This is a genomic window from Marinomonas sp. 63XJN7_7_ISO-PGPR-S23-202 (assembly GCF_056173505.1).
On sequence record NZ_CM149677.1, the window covers coordinates 2208455 to 2223285 of the forward strand.

Genomic DNA, 14831 nt, shown 5'->3' on the forward strand with positions numbered 1-14831 from the left:
AAATGATGCAAAATCAAGATGCAGAGACTAACGGCGCACCATTAGCCAAATACGCAGCTAGTAAACGAATAGGAGACTTTGTGTTTCTTTCAGGTGTCATTGCGGTTGATCCCAAATCGCAAATTATTGTTAAGGGGTTTGATGACATTCCCAGAGAAGCTGCTGATTTAATTGGTCGTACTGGCGAGTTTTCAACTGATTTCAAGCAAGGTCCAATTTTGGCGCAAAGCTGGTATGTACTTAATGCGATAAACCAACACATGATCCGTGAGGGAGGCAATATTAAAAATGTTTTTAAGTTGGTTCAGTATTTCAAAAACTTGGATCATTTTCCGAATTACAGTCAAGTGCGTAAGCAATTTTTTCTAGATGAATCTCCCATTTCAACGGTGGTTGAGGTGAGTGGCATGTTACCTAGTGATGATATTTTGATTGAAGTGGAAGCTACCGCTTATTTACCTATTTAAACAGTGAAAGTTGTATGGCTCATTAACGAGTAGAGGTGTTTTATGTTACATGGATATACCCCAAAAAAGCGTTTTCTTCCTTATCTAAGCTGGGTTGATATAGACGCATTAGAAGATAAAGAGAATATCGTCATTGTCTTACCTGTAGGAGCAATTGAACAGCACGGACCACATCTACCATGTTCTGTCGATGCAACTGTCGCATCGGGTGTTGTTGGTAGAGCATTGTCTCTTCTACCCAATAATATTCCTGCTTATGGCATCCCAGCCATTATCTACGGAAAATCGGATGAGCATATTCATTTTCCAGGTACAGTGACACTAAATGGCGAAACACTTTTGCATATGGTGCAAGAAATCGGTGAATCGATTTATCGTGCAGGATTTCGAAAGTTACTTATGGTTAACGCTCATGGTGGACAACCTCAGCCACTAGAAATGGCCGCTCGTGAACTTCGCTTGCGGCATGGTGATTATATGGTGATTGCCCGATCTGCTTGGAGTGTCGATCATGATAGCAGTTTCTTCTCTGATGAAGAAAAGCAGCTTTCTATGCACGCCGGTCATGGTGAAACAGCCATTATGATGGCGCTGGATCCCGACTCAGTTCACATGGAAAGAGCCGAAGCCAGTTATCCTCCTCCATTTCCTTGTCCTACGTTAACCACTGGTAGACCTGCTGCAGCATGGGCAAGTTACGATTTTGGGCCTTCTGGCGTCATTGGTGATCCCACTGGAGCAACCCTAGAGCAGGGCGAGATATTACTCAAGCAATTAGGCTGCCAATGGGCGCAAGTTATTACAGAAATTTATCAAGCTGACTGGATTAAACGTCAACAGGTTTCTTGGGGAAGAGGTCACTTTCAGGGTCACATTCAGCGTCATAAGTAGGCTCAACTTTATTTACTGTATAACGATAAATCGGGAGACAACCATGAGTTTATATAAAATAAGTAAGAAATCTTTATGCGATGTGTTTTCAGTTGCAGCTGTCATGTCTGCTTTTTTCTATGTGCCAAATTTAATGGCTGCTCCCATTAAATTCACCTTTATTACTAACTGGTATGCCCAGGCTGAACATGGTGGATATTATCAAGCTCTTGCAAAAGGTTTTTATAAAGACGCAGGATTAGATGTCACTATTCGTATGGGTGGCCCTCAAGTTAATAATCTACAGCTACTTGCGGCTGATAAAGCTCAATGTGCAATTGTTGACGATATTGGGGTGATGATGGCAGAGAAAAGAGGTATTCCTGTAAAAATAGTCGCAACAAGTTTTCAATTTGATCCAACCGTTATTATTACTCACAGTGATATTAATAAGCTGAGTGGTTTAAAAGGGCATAAAATTCTGATTGCTAGTAGTTCTTACTCTAGTTGGTGGCCATGGGCGAAGAAAAAGTATGGATTTACCGATGCGATGAGTCGTCCCTATACGTTCAATATTCAGCCTTTTGCACTTGATAAAACATTGGCTCAGCAGGGATATATGACATCGGAACCTTATGCAATGAAGAAAGCAGGATTGGATTTTCATACTTTCTTAATTGGCAAAGACGGTTATCCTCCTTATGGTAATTCTATTGCTTGTCGTACTGATGTTATAGAAAAACACCCCACAGAAATTGCAGGCTTTATTAAGGCATCTATGCTGGGCTGGAAATCATATCTTAAATCACCGAATCCAGGCAATGCTCTGATTAAGAAAGCAAATCCTAATATGACAGATGACAGAATTGACTACGCCATAAAAATTATGAAGAGCTCCGGAATTGTTGAAGGTGGTGATGCTAAAACAAAAGGCATTGGTGTTATAACGAATGCCCGAATGAAAAAAACATGGGATATGGCTGTCGAGAATGGTTTGTTTAAAGCCAAAGATGTGGACTTGTCTAAGGTATATACCACTCAGTTTGTCAATGCTGTGAGAGTGATGCCATGAGTATACTTTCAGCAATGAAAATAGTAGAGGGAAAAGACGATCAGCAAACAACCAGCCATCATCAATATGATGATGTGTCTCCAGCGGTGGAGCTACTCTCTACAGACAAGGTCTATAGCAATGGGACGAGAGCTCTGTTACCAGTAGATTTGAAAATTAAACAAGGGGAGTTTGTTACTTTATTAGGTCCATCTGGCTGTGGCAAAAGCACTTTGCTAAAGATGATTGCAGGACTTGAAGCACCTACTGATGGTCGACTTTTACTATGGCGAAAACCAGTAAATCAGCTTGCTAGTAATGCTCGAACATTGTCTTTTGTATTCCAAGAGGCGTCTTTAATGGCGTGGCATAGTGTTCGAAAGAATGTGCGTTTAGCTCTTGAACTAGAAGGTATAAAGGGCAAAGAGGCCGATGATAGAGTTGAAAGAGTATTGCAACTTGTCGGTTTAGAAAAGTTTGCAGAAGCGCTACCGAAAGAGTTGTCTGGCGGCATGCAAATGAGGGTATCTATTGCTCGAGGGCTAGTGATTAAACCAGATCTCCTATTAATGGATGAACCTTTTGGCGCATTAGATGAGATAACGCGTTTTAAGCTGGATAGCGATTTGTTGGATCTTTGGCAGCGCACTGGCTTAACAGTTATCTTTGTTACACATTCTATTCATGAAGCGGTTTTTTTATCTCAACGGGTCATCGTGATGGCTGCTAGACCAGGACGTGTTGTCGCCAATATAAAAATTACAGAGCCCTTTCCCCGTAAAGCTGAGTTTCGAATGCAACCACGTTTTACTGAATATGCAATGCAATTGCATGACTGTCTTGTGAATGCATCAGAAGGAGAAGAGCTATGATATCAGCAGAGCTAAAGCAGAAACGTCCTTGGCTATCTCGGCCAAAAGTTCGTAGGATATTTATTCCAGGGATAATGGCACTCGTACTATTGCTGTTATGGCAGATCATAGTGACAGTTGGAAAAATTCCTGAGTATATTTTTCCATCTCCGCTAGTGACCTTAACCACCTTATATGAGGATTGGGGGGTATTGGGGGCATCTTTGTTGTTTACCTTGAAAATTACTTTGCTATCGTTCTTTATGGCGACGGTTGTTGGGTGTGGTGTTGCCTTTCTCTTTGTTCAAAGTCGAATGGTAGAAACGGCTTTTTTTCCATACGCTGTTTTACTACAGGTCACACCAATTGTTGCTATTGCGCCATTAATTATTATTTGGATCAAAAGTACTGTGTTAGCGTTAGTTGTCTGTTCGACCTTGGTTGCCTTGTTTCCTATTATCTCGAATACCACATTGGGACTTCGTAGTGTTTCACCAAATTTACTGGCCTATTTTAAATTACGGCAGGCTAGTCGCCTGCAAGTATTATGGCGATTACGCATTCCTTCCGCTTTACCGTATTTTTTTGCTGCACTAAAAATTGCCAGCGGTTTATCTTTGGTGGGGGCTGTTGTGGCAGAGTTTGTTGCTGGAACGGGAGGAAGCAATACTGGTCTGGCCTATCAGATTTTACAATCAGGTTATCAGCTTGATATTCCACGAATGTTTGCTGCTTTGATTTTGATATCTCTTACGGGGGTTGTGTTATTTTCTGTTATGTCTGTTCTATCTAAAATAACCATAGGTCACTGGCACGAAAGTGAAAACTAATCTTTTGTTTTCTACATTTTTTAAACCATTTATTATGCTTAATATGAGTACTCCTAATGATGAAAAATGAACATATTCTAGCGTTGCAAAACACATTACCTGAATTAAATTGGCTAACATCACCTATTCATATTAAACGTCTATCAAAGGATTTTTACTGGTTTAGCCCTTTATTAAAGAAACAACTTGCGGATAAAAAAGCAGATTTGATTGTGCGCCCTCGAAATGAAAATGACCTTAAAAAACTCATCTGCGAAACTGTTCGACTTAGTATTCCAGTCACTGTGCGAGGTGGTGGAACAGGGAATTATGGTCAATCGGTGCCATTAAGTGGTGGTGTCGTTATTGATATGACGGAATTTAATCAGCTGAATTGGTTAAAGGATGGCGTGGCAAGTGTTCAACCAGGAATGAAATTAGGCATTTTGGAAGAGTTCGCTCGCCAGTCCGGTTGGGAGCTACGTTGCATGCCATCTACTTATAAAATGGCGACATTTGGGGGGCTGTTTGCTGGTGGTTTCGGAGGGATAGGATCAATTAATTATGGCCCTATTGCTGCAGCAGGTAATATCCTTGGTGTAAGAATCATGACTTTGGAAAATCCCCCAAGAGTTATCGAATTGCGAGGAAAGGAAGTCCTCAACTTTCATCATACCTATGGAACCAATGGTATTTTGGTTGAACTTGAAGTGGCGCTTGCGCCAGCAAACCAATGGGATGAATTCATGCTCGCATTTGACGGGTTAGAAAACGCTGTATCTTTTGCTAAAGAGCTGGCACATAGTATCGCCATAGATAAACGTAATATAGCGGTATTCGATTCTAGTAGTGCTTCCTATTTTAGAGAAGCGAAGGAGAATCTAGAATCCTCTGAATGTCTAGTAATCGCTATCATATCGGCAAATTCACAAGAACCAATGTTACAGTTGCTTAAAGAAATGTCAGGACGAGTAGCATGGAGTCAAACGGCAGCCCAAATGCAGGCCAATCAACATACTATAATGGAGTATTGCTGGAATCATTCAACTCTACATGCTCTTAAAAAAGATGATTCATTGACCTACTTACAAGCTAACTATCAAGTAGATAACGTGCTTGAACAATTAGCAAGTATTCAAAATTTGGTTGACGATGAGGTGGGAGTCCATCTTGAATTTATTCGAACTGCTGATACCTCATTGTTTATAACTGGCTTGCCACTGGTTCGTTATTCGACACCAGAACGGCTTATGGAGTTGATATCTTTGCATGAAGAAGCAGGAATTAAAATCAATAATCCTCATGTTTATACACTAGAAGATGGCAAGCATGGAGGCAGTTTGAGTAGTGGAATTTTAATAAGTAAGAGAGAAAATGATCCTCACTTATTACTGAATACAGGGAAAATTCGTAGCCTATATTAAAAATTCCATTTATCTTGATTTTACATATTATATAGCTTTGAAATGTCTAAAAATTGGGTATTAGCAAGGCTCTTCAATCAAGAAGAGCCTTGCTGAATGGCCGATAGAAATTTATTCAGGTAGGGCGTCGATGGCCTTGATATAGGGGGCAATCTGAGGGTTTTTGAGTGCGGCCTGATGCATAGGTGCAACGGCTTTGATAAACGGACCTTTGTCGACTTTAATAATATGCACGCCCATTTTTTTCGCTATCTTGGTTTGTTGGGCAATGTATTGTGTCCAAAGTTTCTTCATAAACTCGGTTGAGGCCATGCCTGCCTTATGAATGGCTTCCTGCTGACTTTTTGACAAACCATCCCATACCTGAGTGCTGATGACCAGAACGTCTGGGATCATTGTGTGACCATCAAGTGTGTAATATTTAGCGACTTCACCATGGCGATAAGTGGTCAGAGCGCCAATGTTGTTTTCGGCTCCATCAACAACCCCCTGTTGTAAAGCGGTATAGAGTTCACCAAATGGTAATGGCGTGGGGGAAGCGCCTAGTAGTTTGATCATTTCAATGGCGCTTGGGCTGGGTTGTACACGAATTTTCATGCCTTTTAAGTCAGCCGGGGAGTGCACGGGTTTGGTGGTGTAGAAATTACGAGCACCACTGTCAAAATACGCGACACCAATGAAGCCATATTTTCTTGAAGAGTTTAATATTTTTTGACCGATATTTTTTGCTTCTAAGGCTTCGTAATATTGTTTTCTGGTTTTAAATAAGTAAGGAACATCAAACGTTGCGTAAATTGGGTCAAAGGACTCTAATTCACTGGCGTTGGTTTTTACCATTGCTAGTGCGCCAGATTGCAATAACTGCATGGATTCTTGTTGTGTGCCTAACTGACCATTGGGAAAAATACGGATTTTGACAGAGCCATCGGTATATTCATTTACTTTTTTGGCGAAGAAATTTAAGGCTTTACTGATAGGGGCGTCAACATTGGCATTGTGACTGAGCTTGAGTGTTTCTGCACTACTATAGGTTGAGAAGAGTAAGCCGCTGAATAGAACCGCCGCACTTATTTTTAATCTGACACCTTGTTTTAGTTGCATTTCTTTATTCCTCACAAGTTAGTTTTATTGTATTTGCTGAGGTTGGTTGTATTTGTTTTTAGACAAATACTCGCACCGAAGTGCAGGACAAACGTAGGTGAGCCTCTTGAACACACCGTTTATCCAACCTATTTTTTTCCCGGTTTCTTTTCCCTTTTTCCCTATTTGGGGTGGTATACAAAGTCGTTGACCTACCACCCACATTCGATCATTATACATCATACATCTAATTAAGTCTCATTTTTTATGAGCGTTGAATCGAGGTTAGTGATTATGGGGAAACTTATCAGTGTCATGGATTGGATGTTATCCAAAGTGTGTGTATTGCTCAGTATTGCACTTGTGGTTTGTGTGGTGTGGCAGGTGTTTTCCCGCTACGTGTTAGGAGCGCCAAGTACAATAACCGATGAGCTAGCACGCTATCTCTTTGTGTGGGTGGGGCTGCTCGGGGCGGCCGTGACGTTAGGCAGGAAACGTCATTTAGCAATGGATTTTATGGTCTCAACGCTTACTGGGCGAAAGAAGTATCTGCTTCAATTGCTCATCAATGCTTTTTGTCTGGTATTTGCTGGTGTGGTTATGGTCTACGGCGGCGGGTCGTTGGTTTATAAAAGTCTCACGCTCGGTCAAATTTCACCGGTAATGGGCATTCAAATGGGGTGGGTTTATATGGCAACCCCTGTGAGTGGTTTGTGTATGGTTTGTTATCTTGTGGCGGATTCAGTCAGTGTCATTTCTGAGGAGAGGACAGCGTCCTTTTCCTAAAAGGCTTTTATAATTTTCTTATATAAAGTTTTCTCATATCATAAAACATAATAATAAGGATAATAAACGTGGAATGGTTAATTGCATTAACGCTTTTTGGTAGTTTCTTTTTATTATTGACACTTGGTGTCCCCATTTCTTTTTCCATTGGTCTTGCCTCTCTTGCGGCCATTTCGGTTTCATTGCCTTTTGGCCCTGCTCTGTCTGTGGTTTCTCAAAAGATCGCCACTGGAATGGATAACTTTACGCTGCTGGCGATCCCTTTTTTCATTCTGGCCGGAAACATTATGAATCGGGGTGGGCTGGCTTTGCGCTTAATTGAATTCTCCAAAGTGATTGCCGGGCGGCTTCCTGGCTCACTTGCCCATGTGAATGTGATTTCGAATATGCTGTTTGGCTCTATTTCTGGTTCGGCGGTTGCCGCTGCCGCTGCTGTTGGCGGCACTATGGCACCAATACAGAAAAAAAGCGGATACGACCCAGTATATTCAGCCGCTGTTAATATCACTTCTAGCCCAGCAGGGCTGCTTATTCCACCCAGTAATGCCTTGATCGTTTATTCATTGATTTCTGGTGGCACGTCAATCAGCGCGTTATTTTTAGCGGGTTATATCCCAGGCATATTGATGGGGTTGAGCGTGATGGTCGTCGCCATGTTTATGGCGAAGAAAAATAATTATCCTATAGCAGAACGCATCTCACTTAAGGAAGCAGGACGCGTAACGCTTAGGGCGCTGCCCAGTTTAGGTTTGATTATTGTCATTATGGGCGGCATCGTCGGTGGGGTCTTTACTGCCACGGAGGCGTCGGCAATTGCAGTGGTGTACTCCTTATTACTGGCATTTTGCTACCGCGAGGTGTCCCTTAAGGATATTCCTAGCATTATTATGGAATCGGTGATGACAACATCAATGATTATGTTGTTGATCGGTGCATCCATGTCGATGGCTTGGGCCATGGCCGATGCCGGGATTCCTTATGCTTTTAGTGATGGACTATTGTCACTGTCAAATAATCCGATTGTTATCTTACTTATTATCAATCTGATATTGTTAATTGTTGGTGTATTTATGGATATGACACCAGCGTTATTGATTTTTACGCCTATCTTTCTTCCTATTGCAAAAAGCCTAGGCATCGATCCTGTTCATTTTGGAATCATTCTCACCTTTAATCTTTGCATCGGTATTTGTACTCCCCCTGTTGGTAGTGCGCTTTTTGTTGGCTGTTCGGTCAGTGGCGTAAAAATTAATCAGGTAATCAAGCCATTATTACCTTTCTTCTTTTTATTGGTGATTGCCTTACTGTTGGTGACCTTTATTCCTGAGATCAGTTTGTTTTTACCTAAACTCTTTCTTGGTTATCAATAGGCACTTATTTATGACGTTTTGGAGTGGCAATATATGAAGCCAATTAATCATTGGGAACTTATTGAGATAAAAAATAATCGAATCGATATCCAATGCGAGAACAAGCACGTATTGCATGTATTTGTTCTAGAATCGAACGTGTTTCGGGTGTTATTAAAGAAAAATAACGCTTTACAGTTAGAGCGTAGTTGGTGTGTTGCACCAAACGACAGTGAGACAGGTTGGCAAGGGCGCGACCGCATGAGTACCGAAGATTTTACCTGTCCAGACTTCCAAGTGGATGAGTTAGAAAATCAGCTCAGGATTTCCACTGCATCGCTGCGTGTCACCTTGTCGAAACCATTAAAGCTGACCTGGGAATACGCTGACGATGTGGGTGAGTGGCATTATCTAGCGTCAGACCGTCACAGTGGCGCTTATATGTTAGGTGTTCGAAGTAATGACATTCACCATTATATGGCGCGTGATTTATCTGAAAAATACTATGGGTTAGGGGAAAAAACGGGGAACTTGAACCGTCATGGTTCCCGTTATCAAATGCGTAATATCGATGCCATGGGATACGATGCGAAGCGGACTGATCCACTGTACAAGCATATTCCGTTCTACATTACCAAAACAGAGCAGGCAAGCTTTGGGATTTTCTACGATAACTTGTCCACCAGTTGGTTTGATCTTGGCAATGAACTAGACAACTACCATGGTTACTACCGCAGTTATCATGCAGAAGAAGGTGACTTAGATTTCTACTTTATGTTTGCTCAGAAAGTGGTCGATGTCACTAAAACCTATGTGAATTTAACGGGGCGGACCATTTTTGGACCTAAATGGAGTCTGGGTTACAGTGGCTCGACCATGCTTTATACGGATGCTGAGAATGCCCAAGAGCAACTGGGTCATTTTATTCAGCATTGTGATCATCACAGTATTCCCTGTGACTCCTTTCAGCTTTCATCCGGTTATACGTCGATTGGTAATAAGCGCTATGTGTTCAACTGGAACACCAGCAAAGTGCCTGATCCTCTGAAGTTGAGTTCAGACTTTCATCAGGCTGGTCTTAAATTAGCCGCAAATATCAAACCTTGTTTGCTACAGGATCACCCACGATTTGCGGAAGTGGCTTCGCAAAAACTTTTTATTCAAGATTCCGAATATGACCAACCTGAATCTTCCCAGTTTTGGGATGACTCTGGCTCACATTTGGATTTTACCAATCCAGACACGATTCAGTGGTGGAAGAAAAATGTGACCGAGCAATTGCTTGAAAAGGGTATTGATGCCACTTGGAATGACAACAACGAATACGAAGTATGGGATGGACATGCTCGCTGTGTTGGCTTTGGCAAGCCGATACCGATTAAGCTGATTCGCCCATTACAGCCATTATTAATGATGCGCGCGTCGTATGAAGCTCAAACAGAGTTTGCTCCTACCTTACGTCCTTATTTAATTTCCCGTTCTGGTTGCCCCGGTATGCAGCGTTATGTGCAAACATGGACTGGCGATAACCGCACCAACTGGCAGACGTTACGTTACAACATACGAATGGGTATTGGGATGAGTCTCTCTGGCTTGTACAACATAGGCCACGATGTGGGTGGCTTTTCTGGTGATCGGCCTGATCCAGAATTGTTTGTCCGTTGGGTACAAAATGGCGTCATGCATCCACGCTTTACTATCCATTCCTGGAACGATGACCGAACAGTAAATGAACCTTGGATGTATACAGAAGTGACGGCGATTATTCGTGAGGCGATGGCGCTGCGCTATCGTCTGATGCCGTACCTATATGATCTACTCTGGAAAGCTCATCAACAGCATGAGCCTATCCTACGTCCTACTTTTTTGGACCATGAAGACGATGCGCGTACCTATGAAGAATGCGATGACTTTTTGCTTGGTGAAGACTTATTAGTGGCATCCGTTGTGGAGCAAGGCCAAAGAACGCGGCCTGTTTATCTGCCAAATAATGGTGAGGGCTGGTACGACTTTCACCGTCAAACCTGGTTCGCCGGTGGACAAGAAATTACCTTGCCAGCCGCGTTAGAAGAGATACCTTTGCTCGCCCGGGCAGGCAGTGTGATACCCACCAGCCGCCGCATTGCCCACGTTGATGCGGCGCAAGATAACCAGCGTCAGCTGCTTATTTTTCCTTTTAAAGGGGCTGGGCAGCGTGAGCTGTCAGTGTTTGATGATGATGGCGTATCGACAAACTATCTATCTGGCCAGTATTTACAACTCAACATGACGTTAACCTGTGATCTGGAGAGAATAGCATTAACGCTCATACGGGAAGGAGAATGGGAGCCTGCCTACAATACGATAGAGTTTACGCTACCAGAGAATGAACAGCGCGCTTTTTACGTGAATGGTCGTCCTGTTTCTCCATCCGCTGTATTGGCTTTTAGCGAGCTGTTTTAAGTGATCGGCTAGAGGGCCTTAACTAGGCTCTTAGCTCTCTGGCCGTCTTAACGTTTATGGTTTCTCGCATAATGACGACATTCGACGATGCAATTGAGAATACGTGGATCTCGTTCTCGACTGGCAAGGCACACCATGACCACGTGTTGCTTCATGTCTGGCATATTTTCTATCGACAAGAGTTTGATTTTATTATCAAAAACATGTTCTACGCGGCGCGGTAAAATGGCGTAACCAACGTTGCCACTGACCATGCTCATTAGCGAGAATATATCGCCTACTTCCATCACGACATTGGGCTGTATACTGGCACGCTGGAACACTTTTTTGGTGTCCTCTGCCGTAGCAAAGCCACTTGAAAGGGTGACAAAATTTTCGTTCTGAAACGTTTCTAACTTGATGCTGCGCTGCTTGGCAAGAGGCGAATCACGACTGACCGCCAGCATCAGCTCATCTTCAAACAAGGGCAGAGAGGTAAATTCGTCATCCTCCAATGTTTTTTCCGACGAAACAATGATGACATCGAGCTCGAAGTTCCTCAGTTTACTTAGCAAAGAGGAATTTGATCCGAGTGACAGTTCTATATTTAAATCACTTTTGCGTCGTTTTAGCCCTGCAATCAGTTGCGGCAAGGTATTAATGGTCAGCGAGTATAAAGCACCTAACTTAAATTGATTGGAATAGATGCCCGCCACTTCCCGGGTGCTGGTAATGCCATCTTGTAAATCATTGAGCGCTTGAGTGACTCGTTCTTCCAGCACTCTGGCGCTGGGCAGCGGCGTCAGCAGGCGTCCTTCTTGGCGAAACAAAGGGCATTTTAAGCCTTCCTCTAAGGAGTGAATGGCTCTGTGTACGCTGACAGAGCTTAGCTGCAATTGGTTGGCGGCTTCAGACAAGGTGCCTACTTTCATAAAAGTGAGAAAAATTTCCAGCTTTTTCAATGTGATCATTTCATCGAACATAAGGCATCCTAAATCCGGTAAAGAGTGTTCTAGGGAAGAGAGTCGGCTCTGCGTGGGCTTTTTAAACGATTATTAGCATGAGAGTAATGAAGCTTCAAGCAGCTTGATTGATGGCATCGTGTTTCCTTCATACTGTAAAAGAAAAAACAGGATGAAATGCGATGCAAATGAACACTGATTCTGAACGCAATTGGTTCAGTCGCCGTCAGAACAAAGAAAGTCGTATGTTAGAACTGAGTGATCTAGTCGACGGTTCTATCATTCCTACATCAAACATAGTCGCCGCCATGGAACGACTAATAAAACCGAGCGATAAGGTGGTGCTGGAGGGGAATAACCAAAAACAGGCCGATTTTCTTTCTCGCTCTTTAGCGAGCGTCTCTCCCGAAAAAATCCATAATCTGCATATGATTATGCCCAGCGTCAGCCGTCCCGAACATTTGGACCTTTTTGAGGCGGGTATCGCGCGTAAATTAGACTTTTCTTTTTCTGGCCCACAAAGCCTACGCATCGGTCAATTGATGGAAGATGACCTTTTAGAGGTGGGAGCAATACACACCTATATTGAGCTGTATGCGCGTTTGTACGTTGATCTGAATCCCAATGTGGCGCTGTTAGCGGGTTTTAAGGCGGACAAACTAGGTAATATCTACACAGGGGCCAGTACAGAAGACACGCCTGCCTTGGTGGAAGCAACGGCCTTTCGTGATGGCATCGTGATTTTTCAAGTCAACGAGATCGTTGACGATGCCTCTGATTTACCCCGAGTGGACATTCCAGCTTCTTGGGTAGACTACATTGTACAGGCCGATCAACCTTTCTTTATCGAACCTCTTTTTACACGGGATCCACGCTTAATTACGCCATTACAAGTATTGATGGGCATGATGGCGATCCGTGGCATTTACGAAAAACATCAAGTGCAATCCCTTAATCATGGCATTGGTTTTAATACTGCGGCGATTGAATTGTTACTGCCAACCTATGGTGAGTCCTTAGGGCTAAAAGGCAAAATCTGTCGCCACTGGACGTTGAACCCTCATCCGACTTTGATCCCCGCCATTGAAACTGGCTGGGTCGAGAGTGTGCATTGCTTTGGTACGGAACTTGGCATGGAAGATTACATTGCCCAGCGGCCAGATGTTTTCTTTACCGGAAAAGACGGTTCTATGCGCTCCAACCGTGCTTTTTGTCAGCTAGCAGGGCAGTACGCGGTGGATATGTTTATAGGATCCACCTTGCAAATCGATGGGGATGGCAATTCGTCTACCGTAACGCGCGGACGTTTAGCTGGCTTTGGTGGGGCACCGAATATGGGCCATGACCCTGGCGGTCGTCGTCATTCCTCCCCCGCATGGCTGGATATGAAAGCAGACGATTCCTTGCTAACAAAAGGCCGCAAGCTGGTGGTGCAGATGGTGGAAACTTACCAAGACAGTAGTAAATCGACCTTTGTTGATGAGCTAGATGCCTTGGCAATGGCCCGAGATTACCGCATGCCCTTGGCGCCAGTGATGATCTATGCCAGTGATGTGACCCATGTACTGACCGAGGAAGGGATTGCTTATGTATACAAAGCCCAATCCTTGGAACAACGAAGAGCCATGATTGCCGCTGTGGCGGGGGTAACACCACTTGGACTCAGCCAAGACCCGGAAGTGACCGCGCAATTACGTCGCGATGGTTTGGTTGCTTACCCGCAAGATTTAGGGATCAGGTGCAGTGATGCCAGTCGAGATTTACTGGCGGCTTCCAGTATTGCGGATTTGGAAACTTGGTCAAGCGGGCTTTATAAGCCACCTGCAAAATTCCGGAGCTGGTAATGGGAAGCTATTTAAAAAAAGACACACAGCAAGGTATTGACGCCGTAACTGGGATCTCATTAAGGCGTCTTGACGCGGCGAATCTTGCTCACCTTGCTTACAACGCATTAGTGCAAGAAGCCACGCTAACGCCTAAACCTGCGTTGGTGGATCGTCGCGGTTCCGGTGCCCATTTGGATATGGACATGGCCCTGTTATTAACATCGGCCCGTTGTCTTCAACCTTACTTTTGTGAAATGGCGGATAAGGCGCTCGCATACCCCATAGGTCCTGAATTACGTCGGCATATTGGCACCATTGGGCGAGATGCTGAAAAGGCCATGTTACAAGAAACAAACGGCGTTAATACCCATAAAGGCGCTATTTGGGCGCTGGGTTTATTGGTCTCATCGGCAACGCAAGCCAACACCCTTGATGAGCTGTTTGGTCATGCTGCGCACTTAGCGATGCTACCAGACTCAGGCCTTAATACAGTCTATTTAAGTAATGGTTTACAGGTACGTCACCAATATGGTCTATCCGGCGCCAAAGAAGAGGCCCAATTAGGGTTTCCCCATGTGAAAGAACTTGGTTTACCCATGTTGTTACAGAGTCGAGCCCGAGGCGATGGCGAATCCCATGCACAACTCAATGGGCTATTAGCCATCATGACGAGACTGTCAGACACCTGTGTAGCATCTCGTTCAGGGCTTGAAGGATTAGAGGCGATGCAGCAAGGCGCCAGTGCCGTGCTGAATGCGGGTGGTGTAGGCACCTCGTTGGGTCGTCAGTTACTAAGCGATTTAGAACACACACTCTTGTCATTTAATGCCTCGCCTGGTGGGGCTGCGGATTTACTGGCTGCCACGCTTTTTATCGATGGTCTGTTTGATCGACAGCCTGCTCAAACATCAAGCGAACCACTAATTTAGGAGCTT

13 protein-coding genes are annotated in these 14831 nt (G+C 43.8%); 11 read left to right on the forward strand and 2 right to left on the reverse strand.

What is annotated here, in order from left to right:
- The first annotated feature begins 2 nt into the window (after nucleotides 1-2).
- From AC0VYG_RS10180 to AC0VYG_RS10205, 6 genes are read left to right on the forward strand one after another with little or no spacing between them, the layout of a single operon-like run.
- On the forward strand, nucleotides 3-467 hold the full coding sequence (locus AC0VYG_RS10180; RefSeq protein ID WP_475432162.1) for a RidA family protein: 465 nt from the start codon (nucleotides 3-5) through the stop codon (nucleotides 465-467).
- Between the two features lie 42 nt (nucleotides 468-509).
- Nucleotides 510-1358, forward strand: a complete 849-nt coding sequence (locus AC0VYG_RS10185) for a creatininase family protein (protein ID WP_475432163.1) — start codon at nucleotides 510-512, stop codon at nucleotides 1356-1358.
- A gap of 43 nt (nucleotides 1359-1401) precedes the next feature.
- Nucleotides 1402-2409 carry an ABC transporter substrate-binding protein gene (locus tag AC0VYG_RS10190; RefSeq protein WP_475432164.1) on the forward strand — a complete coding sequence of 336 codons (1008 nt, stop codon included), beginning with the start codon at nucleotides 1402-1404 and terminating at the stop codon, nucleotides 2407-2409.
- Complete coding sequence (locus AC0VYG_RS10195) at nucleotides 2406-3260, forward strand: ABC transporter ATP-binding protein (protein ID WP_475432165.1); 855 nt, start codon at nucleotides 2406-2408, stop codon at nucleotides 3258-3260. The genes AC0VYG_RS10190 and AC0VYG_RS10195 overlap by 4 nt, the downstream gene beginning before the upstream one ends.
- Nucleotides 3257-4069 carry an ABC transporter permease gene (locus AC0VYG_RS10200; RefSeq protein WP_475432166.1) on the forward strand — a complete coding sequence of 271 codons (813 nt, stop codon included), beginning with the start codon at nucleotides 3257-3259 and terminating at the stop codon, nucleotides 4067-4069. Before AC0VYG_RS10195 ends, AC0VYG_RS10200 begins: the two co-directional genes overlap by 4 nt.
- A gap of 56 nt (nucleotides 4070-4125) precedes the next feature.
- Nucleotides 4126-5472 (forward strand): FAD-binding oxidoreductase, encoded by a 1347-nt coding sequence (locus AC0VYG_RS10205; RefSeq protein ID WP_475432167.1) that lies wholly within the window; start codon nucleotides 4126-4128, stop codon nucleotides 5470-5472.
- Nucleotides 5473-5583: 111 nt separating this feature from the next.
- Here AC0VYG_RS10205 and AC0VYG_RS10210 read toward each other — a convergent pair whose 3' ends face one another.
- Nucleotides 5584-6573, reverse strand: coding sequence for a TRAP transporter substrate-binding protein (locus AC0VYG_RS10210; protein ID WP_475432168.1), 990 nt, complete (start codon nucleotides 6571-6573; stop codon nucleotides 5584-5586).
- Between the two features lie 273 nt (nucleotides 6574-6846).
- Here AC0VYG_RS10210 and AC0VYG_RS10215 point away from each other — a divergent pair, with 273 nt between their 5' ends.
- The 3 genes from AC0VYG_RS10215 to AC0VYG_RS10225 all read left to right on the forward strand — a co-directional run bounded on the left by AC0VYG_RS10215 (nucleotide 6847) and on the right by AC0VYG_RS10225 (nucleotide 11129).
- Entirely contained in the window at nucleotides 6847-7338 is a 492-nt protein-coding gene (locus tag AC0VYG_RS10215; RefSeq protein WP_475432169.1) for a TRAP transporter small permease, read from the forward strand.
- A 68-nt stretch (nucleotides 7339-7406) separates the two neighbouring features.
- A complete protein-coding gene (locus AC0VYG_RS10220; protein ID WP_475432170.1) occupies nucleotides 7407-8708 on the forward strand; it encodes a TRAP transporter large permease in 1302 nt (433 codons plus the stop codon).
- Between the two features lie 33 nt (nucleotides 8709-8741).
- Nucleotides 8742-11129 carry a glycoside hydrolase family 31 protein gene (locus AC0VYG_RS10225; protein WP_475432171.1) on the forward strand — a complete coding sequence of 796 codons (2388 nt, stop codon included), beginning with the start codon at nucleotides 8742-8744 and terminating at the stop codon, nucleotides 11127-11129.
- Between the two features lie 47 nt (nucleotides 11130-11176).
- On the opposite strand, the gene AC0VYG_RS10230 is transcribed toward AC0VYG_RS10225, so the two are convergent.
- A complete protein-coding gene (locus AC0VYG_RS10230) occupies nucleotides 11177-12091 on the reverse strand; it encodes a LysR family transcriptional regulator (protein WP_475432172.1) in 915 nt (304 codons plus the stop codon).
- 161 nt (nucleotides 12092-12252) lie between these two features.
- On the opposite strand from AC0VYG_RS10230, the gene mdcA reads away from it, so the two are divergent.
- Both mdcA and AC0VYG_RS10240 read left to right on the forward strand, forming a co-directional pair.
- Nucleotides 12253-13914, forward strand: coding sequence for a malonate decarboxylase subunit alpha (gene mdcA, locus AC0VYG_RS10235; RefSeq protein ID WP_475432173.1), 1662 nt, complete (start codon nucleotides 12253-12255; stop codon nucleotides 13912-13914).
- Nucleotides 13914-14825 (forward strand): triphosphoribosyl-dephospho-CoA synthase, encoded by a 912-nt coding sequence (locus AC0VYG_RS10240; RefSeq protein ID WP_475432174.1) that lies wholly within the window; start codon nucleotides 13914-13916, stop codon nucleotides 14823-14825. The genes mdcA and AC0VYG_RS10240 overlap by 1 nt, the downstream gene beginning before the upstream one ends.
- Nucleotides 14826-14831 lie beyond the last annotated feature (6 nt).